This window comes from Anaerobacillus sp. QJM3NY_32 (genome assembly GCF_056173645.1).
Window position 1 is genome coordinate 268,429 of sequence record NZ_CM149684.1, and the last position, 22,887, is coordinate 291,315.

Annotated in this window: 16 protein-coding genes, 2 tRNA genes, 3 rRNA genes and 2 riboswitches; of the genes, 18 read left to right on the forward strand and 3 right to left on the reverse strand. The window is 43.7% G+C overall.

What is annotated here, in order from left to right; genetic code table 11:
* Window positions 1–29 precede the first annotated feature (29 nt).
* Together AC0VYH_RS01540 and fdhA are read right to left on the reverse strand one after the other, a co-directional pair.
* Window positions 30–383, reverse strand: a complete 354-nt coding sequence (locus AC0VYH_RS01540; protein ID WP_475373204.1) for a DUF488 domain-containing protein — start codon at window positions 381–383, stop codon at window positions 30–32.
* A 95-nt stretch (window positions 384–478) separates the two neighbouring features.
* The gene (gene fdhA, locus AC0VYH_RS01545) at window positions 479–1,696 is read right to left on the reverse strand and encodes a formaldehyde dehydrogenase, glutathione-independent (protein WP_430243554.1); all 1,218 of its coding nucleotides are present in this window, start codon (window positions 1,694–1,696) and stop codon (window positions 479–481) included.
* Window positions 1,697–2,056: 360 nt separating this feature from the next.
* Here fdhA and AC0VYH_RS01550 point away from each other — a divergent pair, with 360 nt between their 5' ends.
* The 18 genes from AC0VYH_RS01550 (at window position 2,057) to AC0VYH_RS01635 (ending at window position 22,210) form a co-directional block, all read left to right on the forward strand.
* Entirely contained in the window at window positions 2,057–3,031 is a 975-nt protein-coding gene (locus tag AC0VYH_RS01550; RefSeq protein WP_430243556.1) for an AAA family ATPase, read from the forward strand.
* The gene (locus AC0VYH_RS01555) at window positions 3,028–4,278 is read left to right on the forward strand and encodes a DUF58 domain-containing protein (protein WP_194222468.1); all 1,251 of its coding nucleotides are present in this window, start codon (window positions 3,028–3,030) and stop codon (window positions 4,276–4,278) included. The genes AC0VYH_RS01550 and AC0VYH_RS01555 overlap by 4 nt, the downstream gene beginning before the upstream one ends.
* Complete coding sequence (locus AC0VYH_RS01560; RefSeq protein ID WP_475373205.1) at window positions 4,265–6,436, forward strand: transglutaminase TgpA family protein; 2,172 nt, start codon at window positions 4,265–4,267, stop codon at window positions 6,434–6,436. Before AC0VYH_RS01555 ends, AC0VYH_RS01560 begins: the two co-directional genes overlap by 14 nt.
* A gap of 37 nt (window positions 6,437–6,473) precedes the next feature.
* Window positions 6,474–6,575: riboswitch (purine riboswitch) on the forward strand.
* 151 nt (window positions 6,576–6,726) lie between these two features.
* Complete coding sequence (gene guaA, locus AC0VYH_RS01565) at window positions 6,727–8,265, forward strand: glutamine-hydrolyzing GMP synthase (protein WP_283153160.1); 1,539 nt, start codon at window positions 6,727–6,729, stop codon at window positions 8,263–8,265.
* An 85-nt stretch (window positions 8,266–8,350) separates the two neighbouring features.
* Window positions 8,351–8,452: riboswitch (purine riboswitch) on the forward strand.
* Window positions 8,453–8,635: 183 nt separating this feature from the next.
* The gene (locus tag AC0VYH_RS01570; RefSeq protein WP_475373206.1) at window positions 8,636–9,931 is read left to right on the forward strand and encodes an NCS2 family permease; all 1,296 of its coding nucleotides are present in this window, start codon (window positions 8,636–8,638) and stop codon (window positions 9,929–9,931) included.
* A 641-nt stretch (window positions 9,932–10,572) separates the two neighbouring features.
* Window positions 10,573–12,124, forward strand: a 16S ribosomal RNA gene (locus tag AC0VYH_RS01575).
* 175 nt (window positions 12,125–12,299) lie between these two features.
* Window positions 12,300–12,376: transfer RNA gene (locus AC0VYH_RS01580), tRNA-Ile, on the forward strand.
* 11 nt (window positions 12,377–12,387) lie between these two features.
* Window positions 12,388–12,463 (forward strand) — tRNA-Ala (locus AC0VYH_RS01585).
* A 147-nt stretch (window positions 12,464–12,610) separates the two neighbouring features.
* Window positions 12,611–15,540 (forward strand): 23S ribosomal RNA (locus AC0VYH_RS01590).
* A 115-nt stretch (window positions 15,541–15,655) separates the two neighbouring features.
* Window positions 15,656–15,772: ribosomal RNA gene (gene rrf / locus AC0VYH_RS01595) — 5S ribosomal RNA — on the forward strand.
* Together the 16S, 23S and 5S rRNA genes with 2 tRNA genes alongside form the textbook arrangement of a ribosomal RNA operon.
* Before the next feature lie 865 nt (window positions 15,773–16,637).
* On the forward strand, window positions 16,638–16,940 hold the full coding sequence (locus AC0VYH_RS01600; RefSeq protein WP_475373207.1) for an urease subunit gamma: 303 nt from the start codon (window positions 16,638–16,640) through the stop codon (window positions 16,938–16,940).
* Between the two features lie 15 nt (window positions 16,941–16,955).
* Entirely contained in the window at window positions 16,956–17,279 is a 324-nt protein-coding gene (locus tag AC0VYH_RS01605) for an urease subunit beta (protein ID WP_404684092.1), read from the forward strand.
* A complete protein-coding gene (gene ureC, locus AC0VYH_RS01610; RefSeq protein ID WP_475373208.1) occupies window positions 17,276–18,982 on the forward strand; it encodes an urease subunit alpha in 1,707 nt (568 codons plus the stop codon). Before AC0VYH_RS01605 ends, ureC begins: the two co-directional genes overlap by 4 nt.
* Window positions 18,983–18,994: 12 nt before the next feature.
* Window positions 18,995–19,435 carry an urease accessory protein UreE gene (locus AC0VYH_RS01615; RefSeq protein WP_475373209.1) on the forward strand — a complete coding sequence of 147 codons (441 nt, stop codon included), beginning with the start codon at window positions 18,995–18,997 and terminating at the stop codon, window positions 19,433–19,435.
* Window positions 19,428–20,114 carry an urease accessory protein UreF gene (locus tag AC0VYH_RS01620; protein ID WP_475373772.1) on the forward strand — a complete coding sequence of 229 codons (687 nt, stop codon included), beginning with the start codon at window positions 19,428–19,430 and terminating at the stop codon, window positions 20,112–20,114. The genes AC0VYH_RS01615 and AC0VYH_RS01620 overlap by 8 nt, the downstream gene beginning before the upstream one ends.
* 21 nt (window positions 20,115–20,135) lie before the next feature.
* The gene (ureG, locus tag AC0VYH_RS01625) at window positions 20,136–20,753 is read left to right on the forward strand and encodes an urease accessory protein UreG (protein WP_475373210.1); all 618 of its coding nucleotides are present in this window, start codon (window positions 20,136–20,138) and stop codon (window positions 20,751–20,753) included.
* Entirely contained in the window at window positions 20,750–21,559 is an 810-nt protein-coding gene (locus AC0VYH_RS01630; RefSeq protein ID WP_430242444.1) for an urease accessory protein UreD, read from the forward strand. Before ureG ends, AC0VYH_RS01630 begins: the two co-directional genes overlap by 4 nt.
* Before the next feature lie 18 nt (window positions 21,560–21,577).
* Window positions 21,578–22,210 (forward strand): HoxN/HupN/NixA family nickel/cobalt transporter, encoded by a 633-nt coding sequence (locus AC0VYH_RS01635; RefSeq protein ID WP_475366378.1) that lies wholly within the window; start codon window positions 21,578–21,580, stop codon window positions 22,208–22,210.
* Between the two features lie 54 nt (window positions 22,211–22,264).
* On the opposite strand, the gene AC0VYH_RS01640 is transcribed toward AC0VYH_RS01635, so the two are convergent.
* Entirely contained in the window at window positions 22,265–22,708 is a 444-nt protein-coding gene (locus AC0VYH_RS01640; RefSeq protein ID WP_194222445.1) for an Hsp20/alpha crystallin family protein, read from the reverse strand.
* Between the last annotated feature and the right edge of the window lie 179 nt (window positions 22,709–22,887).

Genomic DNA, 22,887 nt, shown 5'->3' on the forward strand with positions numbered 1-22,887 from the left:
TTTTTAGTGGAATAAGTGAAAATCCTTGTTCAACCTTCAATTATTTCTTTTAACACTACCGCATGATTATGCTCCATATCCTTTGCCCCAAATAAAAGAACAAGTCTTTCGTTTGTAGCCATTTTCTTTAGTTCTTGTAATTTCGTCTGTGCTGTCTTACTTCCATTGATTTCTTCTTGATATGCTTTCTTAAAGTCTTCAAACTTATCAGGATCATGATCAAACCATTTTCGTAACGAAGAACTTGGTGCGATTTCCTTCATCCATTCATTTAAGTTGGCTTTTTCTTTTGAAATGCCTCTCGGCCATACGCGGTCAATTAGAATACGCTTCCCTTCAAGCGGGTGATCTTCTCCATAAATTCGTCTAAGAATAACTGACATTTAAACCACCTTCCGTATTTATTAGTTTCGCATTAGTAGTATATAACTTAAAAAAAGAAGTCAATCCTAGCGATAAGGATTGGCTTCTTTTTGATTTACCTTCTTAACATCCCATGTGGATCAATGACAAACTTTTTTGATACACCACTATCAAACTCATTATACCCTTGAGGAGCTTCATCAAGACTGATAACGGTTGCATTTACAGCTTTCGCGATATCCGCTTTTCCATTTAAAATCGCCATCATTAATTGACGGTGATACTGCATGACAGGTGTTTGTCCTGTAACAAAATGGTGGGCTTTTGACCAGCCAAGTCCAAATCTTACTTTAAGTGAGCCTTGCTTGGCATCTTTGTCATCTGCTCCAGGGTCCTCTGTTACATATAACCCTGGAATCCCCATCTTTCCTCCAGCTTCTACAACATCCATCATCGTATTTAGCACAATTGCCGGCTGCTCTTCGTTATCTGTTCCATGACCATAAGCTTCGAAACCAACTGCATCGATCGCACAATCCACTTCAGGTATACCGAGTATTTGTTCGATTTGTTCGCCGGGATCGTTGTGTTCTTTTAGATTAATTGTTTCACACCCGAAACTCCTTGCTTGAGCGAGACGTTCTTCTTTTAAATCTCCAACAATGACAACCGCAGCACCAAGCAACTGAGCAGAATGGGCTGCAGCGAGTCCAACTGGTCCTGCTCCAGCGACATACACAGTGGACCCTGTCGTTACTCCTGCACTAATCGCTCCGTGGTAGCCGGTAGGAAAAATATCCGATAGCATTGTTAAGTCGAGGATTTTCTCCATCGCTTTCTCTTTATCGGGAAAGGCTAGTAATTGAAAGTCTGCATAAGGAACCATCACATATTCGGACTGGCCACCAACCCAGCCGCCCATATCAACGTATCCGTAAGCTGCGCCCGGACGTTCAGGGTTTACGTTTTGACAAATATGGGTGTCCTGACGCTTACACATTTTGCATCGACCGCAAGCAACATTGAATGGAACAGAGACAATATCTCCTTTTTTAATAAATTCAACATCTCGTCCAACCTCAATCACTTCTCCGGTAATTTCATGGCCGAGAACTAAACCAGAAGGAGCGGTCGTGCGACCGCGCACCATATGCTGATCGCTCCCGCATATATTCGTCACGATATTCTTCAAGATTACTCCATGTTCACATTTACGGCCGGCATTACTCTTGGGAACGCCTGGCCCCTCACGAAGAACTAAATCCGGAAAGCTAATATCCTGAACTTCTACACGACCTGCACCTGTATAAACGACACCGCGATTACCTACCATTTAATTTCCTCCTTTTCGTTTTAGACGAGTGGGACGAGAGGCATAGCGTAATCTTATGTACTCACCTCATTATAATGGTTTGAAGATTCAGGATTCTTTTGGTGTTTTCGTCTGAAAATTGTATTCCCTTTTTCATCCAGTATGAAACGATTTGCGATGTAGCTAGTCATATCTTTATTTGGATCAATAATGAAATTATAGGAAAACTCGCTTCTTATTAACGTGCCTAAAGTATTTTTTGTTACAATAAGGTTATGAGTATTCAGACATTTACTCTTGCTAATTTGTTGGAAAATTGATAGGTAAAGAGGCCTGTTTTTAAAATAAAAATTTTGAGAATGACTATTGGAGGAATCAGCTATGAGTTCATCGTACCAATTTGATGCGTACCACCCGGCTGTCAAACAAGTGATTGAAAATATTGAGAAGGTGATGGTTGGTAAGCGAGATGTAACAGAATTAAGCCTGGTTGCGCTGCTTGCTGGAAGTCATGTCCTTCTGGAGGATGTACCGGGTGTTGGTAAAACGATGATGGTTCGTGCTCTTGCAAAATCAGTAGGTGCAAAGTTTAATCGAATTCAATTCACACCAGACTTACTTCCGTCTGATTTAACAGGTGTATCCATTTTTAATCAACGTGAGATGAAATTCGAATTTCGTAAAGGACCGTTATTAGGCAATATTATTTTGGCAGATGAAATTAACAGAACGTCACCTAAAACACAATCGGCCCTTCTAGAAGGAATGGAAGAGGGGAATGTAACGGTTGATGGAGAAACGCACATTCTTCCACAGCCGTTTTTTGTTATGGCGACACAGAATCCGATTGAATACGAGGGAACGTATCCTCTGCCGGAAGCTCAGCTTGATCGCTTTTTATTGAAGTTACGTATGGGCTATCCATCTCCTGAAGAAGAACTTGAAGTATTGAATCGTACGGAACACGCGCATCCAATTGACTCGATTGGGACGGCCCTTGAGCTGGAAGACCTTCTTGAGATACAGAAAAAGGTGAAAGCTGTGTTTGTTGAAGGGTCTGTTAAACAATACATTATCGATATCGTGAGTAGAACGAGAAATAACTCATCGATTTATCTTGGAGCTAGTCCACGCGGGTCACTATCACTAATGAAAGCGTGTCAGGCGTATGCGTTCATGCGCAATCGCGATTATGTACTACCTGACGATGTGAAATTCTTAGCTCCTTTTGTATTATCCCATCGCATCATTCTTAAATCAGAGGCTGCGTTTGAAGGACAGAAGCCTGAGGAGATTATTAAGGAGATTCTTCATCGTGTAAGAGTTCCTCTTCAAAAGGAAGAGAAAGTGAAATGAGAGAGAAGCTAGCGAATAACAGAGTGTTAAAGTTTTTCTTTTTAGCACTGCTTTTCCTGATTACTTTTTCGTATGCGATGTTTCAGGGAGGTTTTGTGAGCTGGTTCTTGTTCTATAGTTTTTTACCTTTCGTTATCTATTCTATCCTTCTTATTTTCTATCCCTTGAGCGCAATCAAGATGACGCGATTGATCAGTCATACAGAATTAACAGATGGACAGGAGTTAACTGTTACGATCCAGATAGAGCGGAAAAGTCACTTTCCTCTTTTTTATTTAGTTGTTGAAGATATGCTTCCTGATCGGTTAGCTCCGTTTGCTAGAGAAGCCTCCTCAAGGTATCAAAAACGTTCACTTGCCTTGCTTCTTCCCATGTTCAAAAAAGAGTTAACTTATCGGTATACAATCAAGCCAATTCCGAGAGGAGAATACCATTTTAAGAAACTACGCTGTCGAACGGGGGACCTCTTTGGATTCGTCCAACATGAGAATATGATAGAGAACGATCAAGCGGTTTATGTTCTACCGCAATATCAAGAAATATCGTGGTCTCCCTATAATCAGCAGCTCTCTGGGACGAGACCTTCTCCACGTAAAGCAGATTTAGATTATTCTACGGCGGTTAGTGTTCGAGATTATGTACCAGGAGATAAATTGTCATGGATTGATTGGAAAGCAACCGCGCGTGGTTCGAAACTATTAACCAAGCAATTTGAACAACAAATTAGCCAGGATTATATGGTCTTCCTCGATCGAGAGACCGATCACTATGGTCGTGTAGATTCACCTTTATTCGAGAAGGGTGTAAGACTAGCTGCTTCCGTGACAAACGCTGCTTTAAAGCAGAATGCGATGATCGGTCTTGTTTCCTCAGGAAAAGATCATTCTGTTCTGAATATTAATGGTGGAAGAGCACAACGAAGGAGAGTATTTCATCATCTCGCACGAGTTCAAGCTAACGGGATAACAACGTTTGATACAGTTGTTAAAAGAGAGGCTCATCATTTCCCTGCTGGAACAGGTGTTATGATCATTAGTCCTTCGCTTGATGGGGCATTCACTTCTACGTTAAAAGAGCTTGTTGCACGAAAGGTTCAAGTGGAATTCTTTTATGTCACTGAGCACATTACGTTAGCGCAACAGGCTGAGCTTAATCAGCTTACTCTATACGGTGTTAAAGCACACGTGATTGCGGGAGATTCGTTTAATGAGGAAATAAAAGGGGGTGGGAAGCGTGCAACAAGGTAATGAAAAAACAGATTGGCTTTACGCGCTTCTCCTCTATGGATTGGGTTTTCTTCTGTTCTGGGAATGGCTACGACCTCTTTCGATCATTTCAGATACAGGTCAAACAGAAATTTTTATTCTGTTTACGGCATTTTTATTTTTGCTATCTTATTTTCAGCTACCTTTTTGGCTATCTTTCCCGATTAAAGGAGTGGCGTTAGTATATGCTCTACATGCCATGTTTTTTCCGGGACCGTTCTTTGAATTTCTGTGGGTAGATTACTTTCTATCAGACTTTTCACAGAACGTCGGTTTTCTATTTGATGGTAGTTTTGATCGTTTGTCAAATGTATTTCGAACCTTCTTGTTTTTCATATTGCTCTGGCTTATAAGTTATTTAATGCAATACTGGTTAATTCAAACAAGACGGATTTTCTTATTTCTATTAGTGACGATCGTTTACATTTCGGTTATTGATACCTTTACAACTTATCAAGCGGATAATGCGATTATTCGTATTGTGATCATTGGTTTTGTATTACTAGGTCTTCTTCAAATTCTGCGAATTCAAGAACAAGAGGGAGTTATTTTTTCAAAAGGTCGCTTCCCTGTCTATTGGCTTATGCCACTAGTTGTTGTTATTGCTTTTTCTTCTATATTCGGTTATATCGCTCCGAAGGCTGAGCCGCAATGGCCGGATCCGGTACCTTTCCTGAAGAAAACGACTGGAGATGGTGACGGCGCAGGGAGAAATGGCAACGGAATTAGTAAGATTGGATACGGAGAAGATGACTCACAACTTGGCGGCCCTTTCGTCATGGACGAAACTCCTGTTTTTACTGCACAAATTAAAGATAGAGGGTACTGGCGGGTTGAAACGAAAGATGAGTATACCGGTAAAGGCTGGGAATCTTCCGTACAGGATCGAGTTATTTTTGAAGGTAGCACAGAAACATTATTTGAAGATGATGTTGAGTTAGAAGCCTTTGATATGAAGATGAATATGACTGGGAATGAGAAGTTTGATTTTATTGTCCATCCAGGACAAGTAACAAACATCGAAACGGGAGCAGAAGTTCAACTACTTGAAAATCCTCTGACTGGAAAAGTGTTTACACAAAATCTTGGCGAGTCTATTGTGCTTGATAATTATAATTTAGATTACGAATCCCCTACCTTTTCTGAAAAGATGTTACGAGAAGCACCAGTTAACTATCCAGATCGGTTGGCAAATACGTACCTTCAATTACCGGAGTCTCTTCCTAAGAGAGTCAGTGATCTTGCTGAAGAGATTACGCTAGAAGAACAAAATCCTTATGATAAAGCGAGAGCGATCGAAAATTACTTCGTAGGGAATGGTTTTGTATATGAAACAACGGACGTTGCCGTTCCTGGGGAGAATGATGATTATGTCGATCAATTCCTTTTCGAAACGCAGCTAGGTTATTGCGATAATTTCTCTAGTTCGATGACCGTTCTTTTAAGAAGTCTCGGGATTCCGGCAAGATGGGTAAAAGGATTTACCGAGGGAGAATTTGTGGCAGCTGCTGGAGACTATCGAGAGTATGAAGTAACAAATAACAACGCACACTCGTGGGTTGAGGCATACTTCCCGGGTGTCGGTTGGGTTCCTTTTGAACCAACTCGAGGATTCACTAACCAGGCTGATTTTGTTAGCGATTATAGTGATGATGAAGCGACAAATTCTGAAGCACCTGATCCTGCACAAACTGAAGAAGAGCAGGCGCAGCAGCAGGAACAAACACCAGAGGAACAGGCATCATCAGGTTCATCATCTGTATCGTTTGAATGGACAGTGTGGTATACCGTTGTGCTTGTGCTTATTCTGTTGTTACTTGGATACGTCGTATTTAAGAATTATAAGAAATGGTTGAAGCGGTTGGTTATTTCAAGGTATAAGAAACGAGATGACGGAAAGGTGCTATCTGAAGCGTATTTTCGACTGCTATGGTTGTTAGACTTACATGGCATTAAGCGAGGGGAAAATCAGACTTTGCGGGAATATGCTGTTCAAGTTGACAGCAAGCTTCAAACAGAGGATATGAAGGAATTAACACGTCGCTACGAAGAAAATTACTATCGTGGAAAAGCGAACAGTGATGGTTGGAATGAAATGAAGGAATTATGGGAAAATTTAATTAAAAAGATGCAATCTTGACCGCTGTATAGACGGTTGATAGAATGAATCCATAGTTTGAACAACAAGTTGTAACCTTCGTATATCCCTGGGAATAAGGCCCAGAAGTCTCTACCGGATCACCGTAAATGATCTGACTATGAAGGCAGATACTCCTAGTATAAGCCAGGATTCTGCCTTTGTACCATGGCAGGGTTCTGGCTTTTTTTATATGACCTTGGATGAAAGAGATCGAAAAGCTTGTTAATCCCCTGTTTTTCGATTCGATTTCGGCAATGCTACTAGAGACTAAATAGAAGTGAGGGAATTAGATGTTAGAAGAACAGGAATCCATTATTGTCCTCGATTTCGGTGGACAGTACAATCAACTAATTGCTAGACGTATTCGTGACCTTGGTGTGTTTAGTGAATTGCACCCGAACACGATTACTGCTGAAGAAGTAAAGAAAATTAATCCAAAGGGAATTATCTTCTCAGGTGGTCCGAACAGCGTATATGGTGAAGACGCGCCGCGCTGCGATGAAGAAATTTTCGAGCTTGGCATTCCGGTTCTTGGCATCTGTTACGGCATGCAGCTAATGACACATCACTTTGGTGGAAGTGTAGAAGCGGCGAAACACCGTGAGTATGGTAAGGCGATGCTGACAATCAAGGACAAATCCCCATTATATGATGGTCTACCAGAAGAACAATCTGTATGGATGAGTCACGGTGATCTTGTTAAAGCTCCACCTGAAGGATTTGAAGTGGCCGCAACAAACCCATCTTGTCCAGTTGCGGCAATGAGCGATGCTTCTCGCCACCTATATGGCGTTCAGTTCCACCCGGAAGTTCGTCACACTGAGCACGGCAATGAACTATTGAAAAACTTTGTTTATAAAGTGTGTGAGTGTGATGGTAACTGGTCAATGGAAAACTTCATCGATGAGCAAATTAATGAAATCCGTGAAGCCGTTGGGCATAAAAAAGTTCTATGCGCCCTTAGTGGTGGAGTTGACTCTTCTGTAGTTGCCGCCCTCATTCATAGGGCCATCGGTGACCAGCTAACATGTATGTTTGTCGATCATGGTCTTCTTCGCAAAGGCGAAGCAGACAGCGTAATGAAAACATTTGGTGAAGGCTTCGATATGAATTTGATCAAAATTGACGCTGCTGATCGTTTTCTTACAAAGCTTAAAGGTGTAACTGATCCAGAGAAGAAACGAAAAATCATTGGTAACGAGTTTATCTATGTTTTTGAGGAAGAGTCTGAAAAGCTTGAAGACATGTCCTTCTTAGCACAAGGAACACTTTACACAGATATCGTTGAGAGTGGAACAGCGACTGCTCAAACCATCAAGTCCCACCACAACGTAGGCGGTCTGCCTGAAGATATGAAGCTCGATTTGATTGAGCCTTTAAATATGCTTTTCAAAGATGAAGTTCGTAAAGTAGGTACAGAGCTTGGTCTTCCAGACGAAATTGTATGGAGACAGCCGTTCCCGGGGCCGGGTCTTGGTATCCGTGTGATCGGAGAAGTGACAGAAGAAAAGTTAAAAGTTGTACGTGAATCTGACGCGATTCTTCGTGACGAAATTAAAAAAGCAGGGCTTGATCGTGATATCTGGCAATATTTCACCGCGCTTCCTGATTTCCGTAGTGTTGGTGTTATGGGTGATGCGAGAACGTATGACTACACAATTGGTGTTCGTGCTGTAACATCAATCGATGGCATGACATCTGACTGGGCGCGTATCCCATTTGAAGTCCTTGAAGTTATCTCTACAAGAATTGTTAACGAAGTGGATCACGTTAACCGCGTTGTGTATGACATTACTTCTAAGCCGCCCGCTACAATTGAGTGGGAGTAAACACGAACGAAATATAAATAAATAGATAAAATGTTCGTGTTTTGTATTGACGGCTTGTGAGAAAGCTGATACACTACAAAAGTAAATAAATAGAACGACCATCCATCGTATAACATCGGGAATAAGGCCCGAAAGTCTCTACCAGGTTACCGTAAATAACCTGACTACGAAGGAAATAGAGAAAGTATTGAAACGTCTTGCTCATGTAGCGACTCGTGGAGAACCTTCTCTTTTCCTATTAGTCCGCTCCGGGTAGAGAACCCGGAGCTTTTTTCTTTTTATGAATAGTTAACCTAAATGAATCAAGAATAAAGAATGGTTACTAACCGTTAGAAAGATGGATGAAGGGGAATAAGGGGGACTTAAAGAAATGGATCGTTTTTTTCGTTTTCATGAGCATAATACAACATATAGAAAAGAAACTATTGCTGGATTAACGACGTTCTTATCAATGGCTTACATTCTATTTGTGAATCCGGCTGTTTTGGCCGATGCAGGAATGGATCAAGGAGCTGTCTTTACTGCCACAGCACTTGCTGCTGCGCTCGGTACTTTAATTATGGGTGTTCTAGCGGGATATCCAATCGCTCTGGCGCCAGGAATGGGATTGAATGCGTTCTTCACCTATTCTGTTGTCACCGTTATGGGCGTACCGTGGGAAACAGCACTTGCAGGGGTACTTGTTTCAGGAATTATCTTTATTATTATTACCATTTTTAAAGTTAGAGAAATGATCATCAACGCGATTCCGATGGAATTAAAATACGCGGCAGCGAGCGGGATTGGACTTTTTATAGCATTTATCGGTCTTCAAAGCGCAGGAATTGTTCAAAACAATGATTCTACACTTGTTCAACTAGGTAATCTTCTCGCCGGTCCGACGTTACTTGCAGTCTTCGGATTAATTATTACTGTTATCTTAATGGTTCGTAACGTAACGGGCGGTATTTTCTACGGAATGGTGATTACAGCCATCGTAGGTATGATCTTTAACCAGGTGCCGATTCCAAGCGGGATTGTGGGTAGCGTACCAACTCTTGAACCAACTTTCGGCGTTGCTTTGGGTCACCTTGGTGATTTGTTTACAATTGACATGCTTGTCGTGGTTCTCACGTTCTTATTCGTCGATTTCTTCGACACAGCGGGTACTTTAATAGCTGTTGCGACGCAGGCAGGCATAATGAAAGACAACAAACTTCCAAGAGCAGGGAAAGCATTGTTTGCTGATTCATCTGCAACTGTTCTTGGGGCTGTACTTGGTACGTCAACAACTACAGCCTACATTGAATCTTCATCAGGAGTAGCGGCAGGTGGTCGAACTGGTTTTACATCTGTTGTAACAGCAGGATTTTTCTTGTTAGCACTATTCTTCTCTCCGTTACTAGCAGTGGTCACACCTTCAGTTACAGCACCAGTCTTGATTATAGTCGGTGTCCTGATGGTGAGCGTACTCGGTAACATTGAGTGGAAACGATTTGAGATTGCGGTTCCAGCATTCTTAACAATTGTTGCAATGCCATTAACATACAGTATTGCAACAGGGATTGCGTTAGGATTTGTAATGTACCCGATCACTATGGTCGTAAAAGGTGAGGGGAAGAATATTCATCCAATCATGTATGGTTTGTTCTTTGTATTTATCGCATATTTCGTGTTTTTAGCATAGTTCGTTTTGGAGCAGTCGAGAAATCGGCTGCTTTTTGTTATGTAGCGATACTCTTCGGTTTGTTCCATTATTAAGGTGAGAACAAATTTCGTAATTGAAGTGAGATAGTACTTTTCTGTTGCTAAAGTAGAGTGAGACGAGGAAATTCATTTTATTGGCTAAAAGGTTAATTAAACGTTTGTTTAACCTTAAACATAGTTCTTCATAATCTCCGTTAAAAAGAAGCTTCATTAAAGGGCGTCAATTAGACTTGAATATCTACTAATAATAATGTGTCTCTCTAAGCAAGCTATGTCATATTGATTTAATTAATTTGAAAAATACTATTGACCATATCATTCTTTACTGATAAAGTAGAGAACGTTGTTAAGAAAACAACAACAAACGCATGAAAAAAAGTGATTGACATCATTTCGCACTTCATGTATTATAAATAACGTTGCCGCTAAAACAAGCAGGTAACACTAAATAAAACATTTCAAATTAGTTGTTGACATCAAACGAAACAACATGGTATATTAGTTGGGTCGCTGAAAACGACAACGAAAGAAACAAATCGATCTTTGAAAACTGAACGAAACGCCATGTAAGTAGTTGTTTCTACGGAAACAAAACATTGTTTTAAAGCTAGATTAAGCTTTCTATCGGAGAGTTTGATCCTGGCTCAGGACGAACGCTGGCGGCGTGCCTAATACATGCAAGTCGAGCGAAGAGATGGGAGCTTGCTCCCTGATCTTAGCGGCGGACGGGTGAGTAACACGTGGGCAACCTACCCTGCAGACTGGGATAACTCCGGGAAACCGGAGCTAATACCGGGTAATACATCGCACCGCATGGTGCAATGTTGAAAGTTGGCTTTCGAGCTAACACTGCAGGATGGGCCCGCGGCGCATTAGCTAGTTGGTAAGGTAATGGCTTACCAAGGCGACGATGCGTAGCCGACCTGAGAGGGTGATCGGCCACACTGGGACTGAGACACGGCCCAGACTCCTACGGGAGGCAGCAGTAGGGAATCTTCCGCAATGGACGAAAGTCTGACGGAGCAACGCCGCGTGAGTGACGAAGGCCTTCGGGTCGTAAAGCTCTGTTGTTAGGGAAGAACAAGTACCGTTCGAATAGGGCGGTACCTTGACGGTACCTAACCAGAAAGCCACGGCTAACTACGTGCCAGCAGCCGCGGTAATACGTAGGTGGCAAGCGTTGTCCGGAATTATTGGGCGTAAAGCGCGCGCAGGCGGTCTTTTAAGTCTGATGTGAAAGCCCGCGGCTCAACCGTGGAGGGTCATTGGAAACTGGAGGACTTGAGTGCAGAAGAGGAGAGTGGAATTCCACGTGTAGCGGTGAAATGCGTAGATATGTGGAGGAACACCAGTGGCGAAGGCGGCTCTCTGGTCTGTAACTGACGCTGAGGCGCGAAAGCGTGGGGAGCAAACAGGATTAGATACCCTGGTAGTCCACGCCGTAAACGATGAGTGCTAGGTGTTGGGGGGTTCCACCCTCAGTGCTGAAGTTAACACATTAAGCACTCCGCCTGGGGAGTACGACCGCAAGGTTGAAACTCAAAGGAATTGACGGGGGCCCGCACAAGCAGTGGAGCATGTGGTTTAATTCGAAGCAACGCGAAGAACCTTACCAGGTCTTGACATCCTCTGACAATCCTGGAGACAGGACGTTCCCCTTCGGGGGACAGAGTGACAGGTGGTGCATGGTTGTCGTCAGCTCGTGTCGTGAGATGTTGGGTTAAGTCCCGCAACGAGCGCAACCCTTGATCTTAGTTGCCAGCATTTAGTTGGGCACTCTAAGGTGACTGCCGGTGACAAACCGGAGGAAGGTGGGGATGACGTCAAATCATCATGCCCCTTATGACCTGGGCTACACACGTGCTACAATGGACGGTACAAAGGGCAGCAACACCGCGAGGTGAAGCGAATCCCATAAAGCCGTTCTCAGTTCGGATTGCAGGCTGCAACTCGCCTGCATGAAGCCGGAATTGCTAGTAATCGTGGATCAGCATGCCGCGGTGAATACGTTCCCGGGCCTTGTACACACCGCCCGTCACACCACGAGAGTTTGTAACACCCGAAGTCGGTGGGGTAACCTTTATGGAGCCAGCCGCCGAAGGTGGGACAAATGATTGGGGTGAAGTCGTAACAAGGTAGCCGTATCGGAAGGTGCGGCTGGATCACCTCCTTTCTATGGAGAATTACGAAGGTAACTTACGTTACCAACCTTACATGAGCGTTTCGTTTAGTTTTGAAAGAATGATTTACTTCTTTCAACTGAAAAGGTAAGTTTTGAAGAAGAGCAAGTCTCTTTTAAGAAACACCTCCGGCTAATGGCTATGTCGGGGTATTTACTTTTCTTTTGTGGGCCTGTAGCTCAGCTGGTTAGAGCGCACGCCTGATAAGCGTGAGGTCGGTGGTTCGAGTCCACTCAGGCCCACCATAAAAGATCCTGGGGCCTTAGCTCAGCTGGGAGAGCGCCTGCCTTGCACGCAGGAGGTCAGCGGTTCGATCCCGCTAGGCTCCACCAACACATCTACTAATGATTAATACTAATCAAATAGTAGACTTGTTCCTTGAAAACTAGATAGCACAAACAACGACATCCAATAATTATTTTTATGCAATAACTTAGTAATAACTGATGCGTTATGGCAGCAATGCCTAACAAATCGAAGGTTAAGCTACTAAGGGCGCACGGTGGATGCCTTGGCACTAGAAGCCTAAGAAGGACGGGACGAACACCGATATGCTTCGGGGAGCTGTAAGTACGCTTTGATCCGGAGATTTCCGAATGGGGGAACCCACCATCTTTAATAGGATGGTATCCATTTCTGAATACATAGGGAATGGAAGGCAGACCCGGGGAACTGAAACATCTCATTACCCGGAGGAAGAGAAAGCAAACGCGATTTCCTGAGTAGCGGCGAGCGAAACGGAATCAGCCCAAACCAGAGGGCTTGCCCTCTGGGGTTGTAGGACGTCTCTTTGGAGTTACAAAGGCACGGATAGACGAAGCGACCTGGAAAGGTCCATCAGAGAAGGTAACAATCCTGTAGTCAAAATCCGATGCCCTCCGAGACGGATCCTGAGTACGGCGGGACACGTGAAACCCCGTCGGAATCCGGGAGGACCATCTCCCAAGGCTAAATACTCTCTAGTGACCGATAGTGAACCAGTACCGTGAGGGAAAGGTGAAAAGCACCCCGGAAGGGGAGTGAAAAAGAACCTGAAACCGTGTGCCTACAACTAGTTGGAGCCCGTTAATGGGTGACAGCGTGCCTTTTGTAGAATGAACCGGCGAGTTACGATCCCGTGCAAGGTTAAGCTGAGAAGGCGGAGCCGCAGCGAAAGCGAGTCTGAATAGGGCGAAATAGTACGTGGTCGTAGACCCGAAACCAGGTGATCTACCCATGTCCAGGGTGAAGTTCAGGTAACACTGAATGGAGGCCCGAACCCACGCATGTTGAAAAATGCGGGGATGAGGTGTGGGTAGCGGTGAAATGCCAATCGAACCTGGAGATAGCTGGTTCTCTCCGAAATAGCTTTAGGGCTAGCCTCGCGGCAAGAATCTTGGAGGTAGAGCACTGATTGGACTAGGGGTCCTTACCGGATTACCGAATCCAGTCAAACTCCGAATGCCAACGATTTATCCGCGGGAGTCAGACTGCGAGTGATAAGATCCGTAGTCGAGAGGGAAACAGCCCAGACCACCAGCTAAGGTCCCAAAGTATACGTTAAGTGGAAAAGGATGTGGCGTTGCTTAGACAACCAGGATGTTGGCTTAGAAGCAGCCATCATTTAAAGAGTGCGTAATAGCTCACTGGTCGAGTGACGCTGCGCCGAAAATGTACCGGGGCTAAACGTATCACCGAAGCTGTGGATTGTCTTACGACAATGGTAGGAGAGCGTTCTAAGGGCTGTGAAGTCAGACCGAAAGGACTGGTGGAGCGCTTAGAAGTGAGAATGCCGGTATGAGTAGCGAAAGACAAGTGAGAATCTTGTCCGTCGAAAGCCCAAGGTTTCCTGAGGAAGGCTCGTCCGCTCAGGGTTAGTCGGGACCTAAGCCGAGGCCGAAAGGCGTAGGCGATGGATAACAGGTTGATATTCCTGTACCACCTCCTTTCCGTTTGAACGACGGGGGGACGCAGAAAGATAGGGAGAGCGCGCTGCTGGAAATGCGCGTCCAAGCGATTAGGCTGGTGAATAGGCAAATCCGTTCACCATGAAGGCTGAGTCGTGATGGCGAGGGAAATTTAGTACCGAAGTCCTTGATTCTACGCTGCCAAGAAAAGCCTCTAGTGAGGAAAAAGGTGCCCGTACCGCAAACCGACACAGGTAGGCGAGGAGAGAATCCTAAGACGATCGGGAGAACTCTCGTTAAGGAACTCGGCAAAATGACCCCGTAACTTCGGGAGAAGGGGTGCTTCCTCGGGTTTATAGCCCAGGGGAGCCGCAGTGAAAAGATCCAAGCGACTGTTTAGCAAAAACACAGGTCTCTGCAAAGCCGTAAGGCGAAGTATAGGGGCTGACACCTGCCCGGTGCTGGAAGGTTAAGAGGAGGGGTTATCCCTTACGGGAGAAGCTCTGAATCGAAGCCCCAGTAAACGGCGGCCGTAACTATAACGGTCCTAAGGTAGCGAAATTCCTTGTCGGGTAAGTTCCGACCCGCACGAAAGGTGCAACGACTTGGATACTGTCTCAACGAGAGACCCGGTGAAATTATAGTACCTGTGAAGATGCAGGTTACCCGCGACAGGACGGAAAGACCCCATGGAGCTTTACTGTAGCCTGATATTGGATTTTGGTACAGCTTGTACAGGATAGGTAGGAGCCATAGAAGTCGGACCGCCAGGTTCGATGGAGGCGTCGGTGGGATACTACCCTGGCTGTACTGACATTCTAACCCAGCACCGTGATCCGGTGCGGAGACAGTGTCAGGTGGGCAGTTTGACTGGGGCGGTCGCCTCCTAAAGTGTAACGGAGGCGCCCAAAGGTTCCCTCAGAATGGTTGGAAATCATTCGCAGAGTGTAAAGGCACAAGGGAGCTTGACTGCGAGACCTACAAGTCGAGCAGGGACGAAAGTCGGGCTTAGTGATCCGGTGGTTCCGCATGGAAGGGCCATCGCTCAACGGATAAAAGCTACCCTGGGGATAACAGGCTTATCTCCCCCAAGAGTCCACATCGACGGGGAGGTTTGGCACCTCGATGTCGGCTCATCGCATCCTGGGGCTGAAGTAGGTCCCAAGGGTTGGGCTGTTCGCCCATTAAAGCGGTACGCGAGCTGGGTTCAGAACGTCGTGAGACAGTTCGGTCCCTATCCGTCGCGGGCGCAGGAAATTTGAGAGGAGCTGTCCTTAGTACGAGAGGACCGGGATGGACACACCGCTGGTGTACCAGTTGTTCCGCCAGGAGCATAGCTGGGTAGCTACGTGTGGAAGGGATAAGTGCTGAAAGCATCTAAGCATGAAGCCCCCCTCGAGATGAGATTTCCCACAGCATGAAGCTGGTAAGATCCCTTAGAGATGATGAGGTAGATAGGTTCGGGGTGGAAGCGTGGCAACACGTGGAGCTGACGAATACTAATCGATCGAGGGCTTAACCTAAAATATTGGAAAGTTGTGCGTGCTATCTAGTTTTCAGGGAACACCTGAAATAAGGAAGTTCGATTAAGTGCCACCTCGTCCTGTGGTGAACACCGAACGGCTAACATCCTGTTAGTCTAGTGATGATGGCGAAGAGGTCACACCCGTTCCCATGCCGAACACGGAAGTTAAGCTCTTCAGCGCCGATGGTAGTTGGGGGATCTCCTCCTGCAAGAGTAGGACGTCGCTGGGCACAAGATGAAAGGCGAGAGACCTGAGGGTTTCTCGTTTTTTTTGTATCTATAAAGTGAAGAAAACTCGCAAGAGAAAAAAGCTTCATGTGAGACAATCAAAACTTCTTCGAAAGCTACGTAGGGGTGGGAGAAGCAAGAAATTCGAGGAAGCAAGCGATGTCAGACCGGAGTGGATATTCGAGAGATCCATGAGGATCTGGCATCGCGCAGCTGACGAAGAAGTTCGCCGCTTATCGCGCCCCGTATGAGAACACGGAAGTTAAGCTCGAGCGCCGATGGTAGTTGGAGGATCTCCTCCTGCAAGAGTAGGACGTCGCTGGGCACAAGATGAAAGGCGAGAGACCTGAGGGTTTCTCGCTTTTTTTGTATGGTTTTTACGTTCGCGGAATTAATCTCAAATTCGCGGAATTATCATGGAAAAGCGCGGAATAAATCTGATTTTCGCGGAATTATATAAAATATCGCGGAATTACCATTCATTTCTAAGTTATTCACCTGATTCATTCACCATCCCCGTATTAAAAGTCCTGCATCTCCATAAAACTAAATTAACACTTGAAAATTTAGCGAGTAATATTTCATAAGTAGGATGATGGGAGAAGCGAATTGCTTCTTCTTTTTTTGTTGATCTTGCTGATTGTCAGTTAATCTAACATATTATTTTTAAATGGATTCATATAGAACATAAAAATTGTATACGTTACCAAAACCTTATATGTTAAGGGTTTTAGGTAGAAGAGAATGCTTAACTTAAAATAAGGCTTCAATATAAAAATAATCTAAACTTATTTTTTAACTTACTATTTTATGTATAATATGAATTATCTTAATTTTCGGTTTCTATGTGCGGGAGGAGAAATTTCTTTGAAGCTAATGGCGAGAGAACAAGAAAAATTGATGGTCGTTGTGGCGGCAGATTTGGCGAGAAGAAGACAGGGGCGAGGGTTAAAGCTGAATTATCCGGAAGCTATTGCGATTATTACATATGAAGTACTTGAAGGGGCGAGAGATGGGAAGAGCGTCGCAGAATTGATGCAGTATGGAAGAACGATTTTAGCAAGAGAAGATGTAATGGAAGGTATTCCAGAAATGGTCACAGATATTCAGGTAGAAGCTACTTTTCAAGATGGAACAAAATTAGTAACCGTTCACGATCCAATTATATGAAAGGGGTTCTGAGCATTGATTCCAGGTGAATATAAGTTAAGATCTTCTTCTGTTACATGTAATGTTGGGAAAGAATCAATCGAAATTGAAGTAACCAATATTGGTGATCGGCCAGTGCAAATTGGATCTCATTTTCATTTCTATGAGGTAAATGATGCTTTAAAGTTTGAACGTGACCTTGCTTTTGGGATGCATTTAAATATTGCTGCAGGTACTGCTGTCCGCTTTGAACCTGGGGATTCTAAAGAAGTCACGCTAGTCGCGTTTTCAGGTGAGCGAAAGGTGTTTGGACTTAATAATAAAACAAACGGTTCGTTAGATAGAGAGGTAGAACAATGAGTTTTGAACTTTCAAGAAAAGCGTATTCTGATATGTTTGGTCCGACGGTTGGGGATCAAGTTCGGTTAGCAGATACAGAATTGTTTGTTGAAGTAGAACGAGATGAAACCTCTTATGGTGATGAAGTGAAATTTGGTGGAGGCAAGGTGATTCGCGATGGAATGGGTCAACATCCACTTGCTACGAGAGGCGAATCTGTAGACCTTGTTGTAACGAATGCATTGATCATTGATTACACGGGGATCTATAAAGCGGATATTGGTGTGAAGGATGGTCGTATTGCTTCGATTGGAAAGGCAGGTAACCCTTATTTGATGGACAGTGTTGATATTGTGATTGGTGCTTCTACAGAGGTTATTGCCGCAGAAGGAATGATTGTAACAGCAGGTGGAATTGATTCTCATATACATTTTATATGTCCGCAATTAATCGAAACCGCGATCGAGTCTGGAATTACGACGATGCTTGGAGGTGGAACGGGTCCAGCGACTGGGACAAATGCAACAACTTGTACTCCAGGGGAATGGAACATTCACCGTATGCTTGAGTCAGCAGAAGCTTTCCCTGTTAATCTTGGGTTTTTGGGCAAAGGAAATGCTTCAGGTGAAGAAGCTTTACGCGAACAAATAGAAGCGGGTGCGATAGGCTTGAAGCTTCATGAGGACTGGGGAACGACGGCAGCTTCCATTGACACGGCATTAACCGTGGCGGATGAATATGATGTTCAGGTCGCGATTCATACCGATACATTAAATGAGGGCGGTTTTGTAGAAGATACGTTGAACGCGATTGATGGGCGCGTCATTCATACATACCATACAGAAGGCGCAGGTGGGGGACATGCACCGGATATTATTAAAGCCGCTTCTTATGAGCATATCCTTCCATCCTCGACGAATCCTACTAGACCATTTACAACAAATACAATTGCGGAGCATCTTGATATGTTGATGGTTTGCCATCATCTTGATTCTTCCGTACCGGAGGATGTGGCATTCGCTGACTCAAGGATTCGAAAAGAAACCATTGCTGCAGAAGATATTTTGCATGATATGGGTGTCTTCAGCATTATTAGTTCAGATTCACAGGCAATGGGACGAGTTGGAGAAGTGATTTCAAGAACGTGGCAAACGGCGGATAAAATGAAAAAGCAACGTGGGGCATTACCAAAGGGTTCAGAAAACGATAATGAGCGGGTGAAACGTTATATTTCGAAATACACGATAAATCCGGCCATTGCCCATGGTATATCAGACGAGGTGGGGTCCATAGAAGTAGGGAAACTAGCGGACTTTGTTCTATGGAAACCTGGTTTTTTCGGAGTAAAGCCCGAACAGATCGTTAAAGGTGGGATGATTGCTTGGAGTGTAATGGGGGATCCGAATGCATCAATTCCTACTCCTCAACCAGCTCTCTATAGGCCGATGTTTGGCCGATACGGGAAAGCGAAATTTAGAACCTCGATTACCTTTTTATCACAATCGGCTATTGAAAAAGGTGTTCATAACCAGCTTTCGCTGCAGAAAATGATTCGTCCTGTTCAGAATATTCGTAAGCTAAAAAAGAAAGACATGAAGTACAACGGTGAGACTCCTGATATTCAGGTGGATCCACAAACGTATGAAGTCGTGGTGGATGGTGAGCTAGTTACGTGCGAACCGGCAACGAGCGTACCGCTTGCACAAAGATACTTTTTATTTTGAGGTGGTAAACAGATGATCATTAGTGAGATAAAAGGAAACATTCGTGACGAAAAGGATACGCTACCGCATGTAGAAAGAGTTTATCTTCGAAGTGATGAACTTGTGAAACGAATTCAGCGAGTGAAGACCGATCACGGAAAAGAGCTTGGGATTAAACTTTCTAAGCCGAATGATTTAGTCGATGGTGATATTCTGTATCGTGCGGATGACAATATGATTATTGTCAGTGTGATGGAAGATGAAGTGATCGTCATTTATCCTAATTCTTTGAAACAAATGGGAGAAGTCGCTCATATGCTAGGCAATCGCCATTTGCCAGCACAATTTGAAGGAGATGAGATGATTGTGCAGCATGATTATCTAGTTATTCAGTTGTTAACAGAACTAAATATTTCTCATGTGATTGAAAAACGAAAAATGAAAGAAGCTTTTAAATACATTGGGCATGACTAATGCGCTCTTTCCGATCCTTCAACTAAGTGATTCGCAGTTTCCCTCAGGGGCCTTTTCGCATTCGTTTGGAATAGAAACATATATTGCAAATGGCACAATTCATGACTCTTCTTCATTTCAACATGTTCTTGAGCTTTTTCTAATGAATCAGCTAGTTTATACGGATGGACTTGCCTGTCGATTAGCGTATGAAGCCTTAGAAGTGGATGACACGGATCGTCTATGGGAGCTGGATCAATCATTGTATGCGTTGGGGATGGCTAGGGAGACCCGAGAAGGGAATAGAAGAATTGGTAATCGCTTAGTTAAGGTAGTTTCCACCCTTTATCCGAACGCGATATTTAATCAGTATATGGATGCAATGAAGGAGAAAAAGGTGTACGGCCATGGGGCACTAGTATTTGCGATTGTATGTTATCACCTTGGTATTGATGTTGAAAGTGCGGTTTCATGCTACGGATTTGCAACTGCTTCGTCACTCGTTCAAAACGCCGTTCGAGGCGTCCCGCTTGGTCAAACAGAAGGACAGCAAATTCTTGTTTCAATTCAGCCACTTTTAACAGATTGTGTGAAGCAGATCATGTCTCTTGAAGACAGTGACTTTGGGATAGGCGCTCCTGGCCTTGAAATTGCACAAATGAAGCATGAGGCGATCAATGTTCGTCTATTTATGAGTTAATGAAGAAAGGATGATTGAAAAATGAGTGAGCCCATACGAATAGGAATTGGCGGACCAGTTGGCGCTGGCAAAACACTATTAGTGGATCGCTTAACAAGAGCGATGAATAACGAATTTAGTATGGCTGTCATCACGAATGATATTTATACGAAAGAAGATGCGATGTTTTTGAATAAGAACGGGATTTTGTCTTCGGACCGCATCATCGGCGTAGAAACAGGAGGATGTCCGCATACGGCGATTCGAGAAGATGCATCGATGAACTTTGCTGCTATTGATGAATTGAATGAACGTCATGAAGATCTTGATCTCATTTTTGTTGAAAGTGGTGGCGATAATCTAGCTGCAACTTTCAGTCCTGAGCTTGTTGATTTTTCGATTTATATTATAGATGTGGCGCAGGGAGAGAAAATCCCCCGTAAAGGCGGTCAGGGGATGATTAAGTCGGATTTGTTTATTATTAATAAAACGGATCTTGCTCCTTATGTTGGCGCCAATCTTGATATCATGCGAGAGGATACGTTGAAATCAAGAGGAGATCGTCCATTTTTCTTTACTAACTTAAAGGATGAAACTGGCGTTAGTGATGTTGTACAGTGGATTAAGGAGCAGGCCTTTTTTGTAGGACTTGAGCAGTGACCTATACAGGTTATCTCAAGTTAGAAGCATCTGATCGATATGGGAAATCCGTGCTTTCGGATGCTTACTATAACGGTGTTTTTAAGATTTCACGCCCTACTTACAATGAGGAAGGACTTCCTCTGTTGCAAATGATTCATGTAGGTGGAGGATATGTAGACGGTGACACGTATTATACGGAAATTCTTGTGAAGGAGAAGGCTCGGTTAGCTGTTACAACGCAGGCTTCCACTAAGGTTTACAAAACACCAAATAAGCAAGTTATACAAAAAGCGTTCTATAAATTAGAAGAGCATAGTGAATTACATATGAAGCTGGATCCGCTCATTGCTTATCGAGATGCTCGCTTTACGCAGGAAACAGAAGTACACATGGATGAAAGTGCTGTTTTCTTTTTGACAGACATTGTAACGCCGGGATGGTCAAAGGATGGCGTCCTCTTTCCTTATGAGTGTGTAACCTCTAAGGTGAAAATCTATCAGAATAAGAATCTCAAAGTATATGATCATTTACGGTTGAAGCCTGAAGAAGATATGAAGAGGTTGCTTCAGTTAGAGGGGAACACCCATATCGGTTCATTGTACTTTATTCATCCGAACGTAACAGGAGAGTGGATAGAGAAGTTAAGAGAGTACCTTGCTTCGTTCGGTGATACTCATTTCGGAATATCGTTGTTGCAGGTTCCGGGGTGCTGTTTCCGAATTCTTGCGAAGCGAACGGCACATATTGAGACGGTTTTTGCTGCTATCGAAACGTTTATTCATAACACCATTTACAAGAGGAGTGCGATATCCTGGCGGAAGTAGTGTATACAGGAGGAAAAAATGGACGCTAGTTTATTATCAATTTTAGTTATTGGATTTCTACTTGGAATCAAACATGCTATTGAACCAGATCATGTAATAGCCGTATCGACCATTGCGAGTAAAACGCGTAGTTTGTGGAAATCTTCATTAGCTGGAGTGTATTGGGGGATTGGACATACCACCACGCTTTTCCTAGTAGGAATCCTTCTATTTCTCTTCAATACGACGATAACAGATACATGGGCGATGTTGCTTGAGATGATTGTTGGATTTATGCTCGTATTTCTAGGGATAAAAGCCTTACGTACAAAAACGGAAAGTACAGGATTGAAAGGAAACCATACATACGTACAGTCTGGAGTGATCGGGTTTATCCATGGATTAGCTGGAAGTGCCGCGATGATTTTGTTAACGATGAGTACGGTTGAAACGATGTTTCAAGGAGCTATCTATATACTAGTGTTTGGTGTAGGGACATGTGTTGGTATGCTCGGGTTTACAACCATTCTTGGACTTCCGTTCGTCGCAACGAGGAAGCAGTTAAAGCTCAACCATCGATTAACTCAAGTGACTGGGATTCTCTCAGTCGGGTTTGGATTCTATTATATTTATCGTATTGGTATAACTGATGGATTATTTAGCTTCTTATAAAGTGATTCATAATAAACAGAGACGATCGATATCGCTTATCGATCGTCTCTGTTTTTAGGTTTCATCTGATTCTACGTCTTTAATCTTTAATCGTTTTTTCTCTTCCTTCGATTCAATAAGTCGGTGAAGATGAATTAAGAGTATGCCCCTACTGTAACTCGCATCAATCGGTTTTTCACGAACGGGGAATGGTAACTCAACGATGCGTTCGAAGGGACCGTGCTTATATTCTTCCTGAACATTACGATAACCTTTAAGGTTCATCGCTGTTTGGCCTTTTACCTTAAGTGTCCGATAATGGATATACACGTCAACATCATCAATTTTCTTAATGCCAGGAAGATAAACTGTGCAGATGAGTTCGTTTCCAGCTTCATAGAGATTAACAAGAGGTCCATTTGATACGAACATATCCTGAAAATCCGTCCAAAAATCATCTCCCATAAATTTATTCATTTTATTGCGCCAGTCATACATCTGTCCCCAATGGTCTCCCATGAGGTCACCTCCTGGGCTTTTTGCCAGTATATGCACCGAGAAGTGGAATGTTAAAAGAACGTACTGCTGGTTTAAACCCTTTTGAGAAGTGAATGGGAAAGATATAGGGGAAGTTTGGAAAAAATAGTCGAAAATTATTAGTCTAATTCGATAAATATCGCATGCGGTTTCAGGTTTCC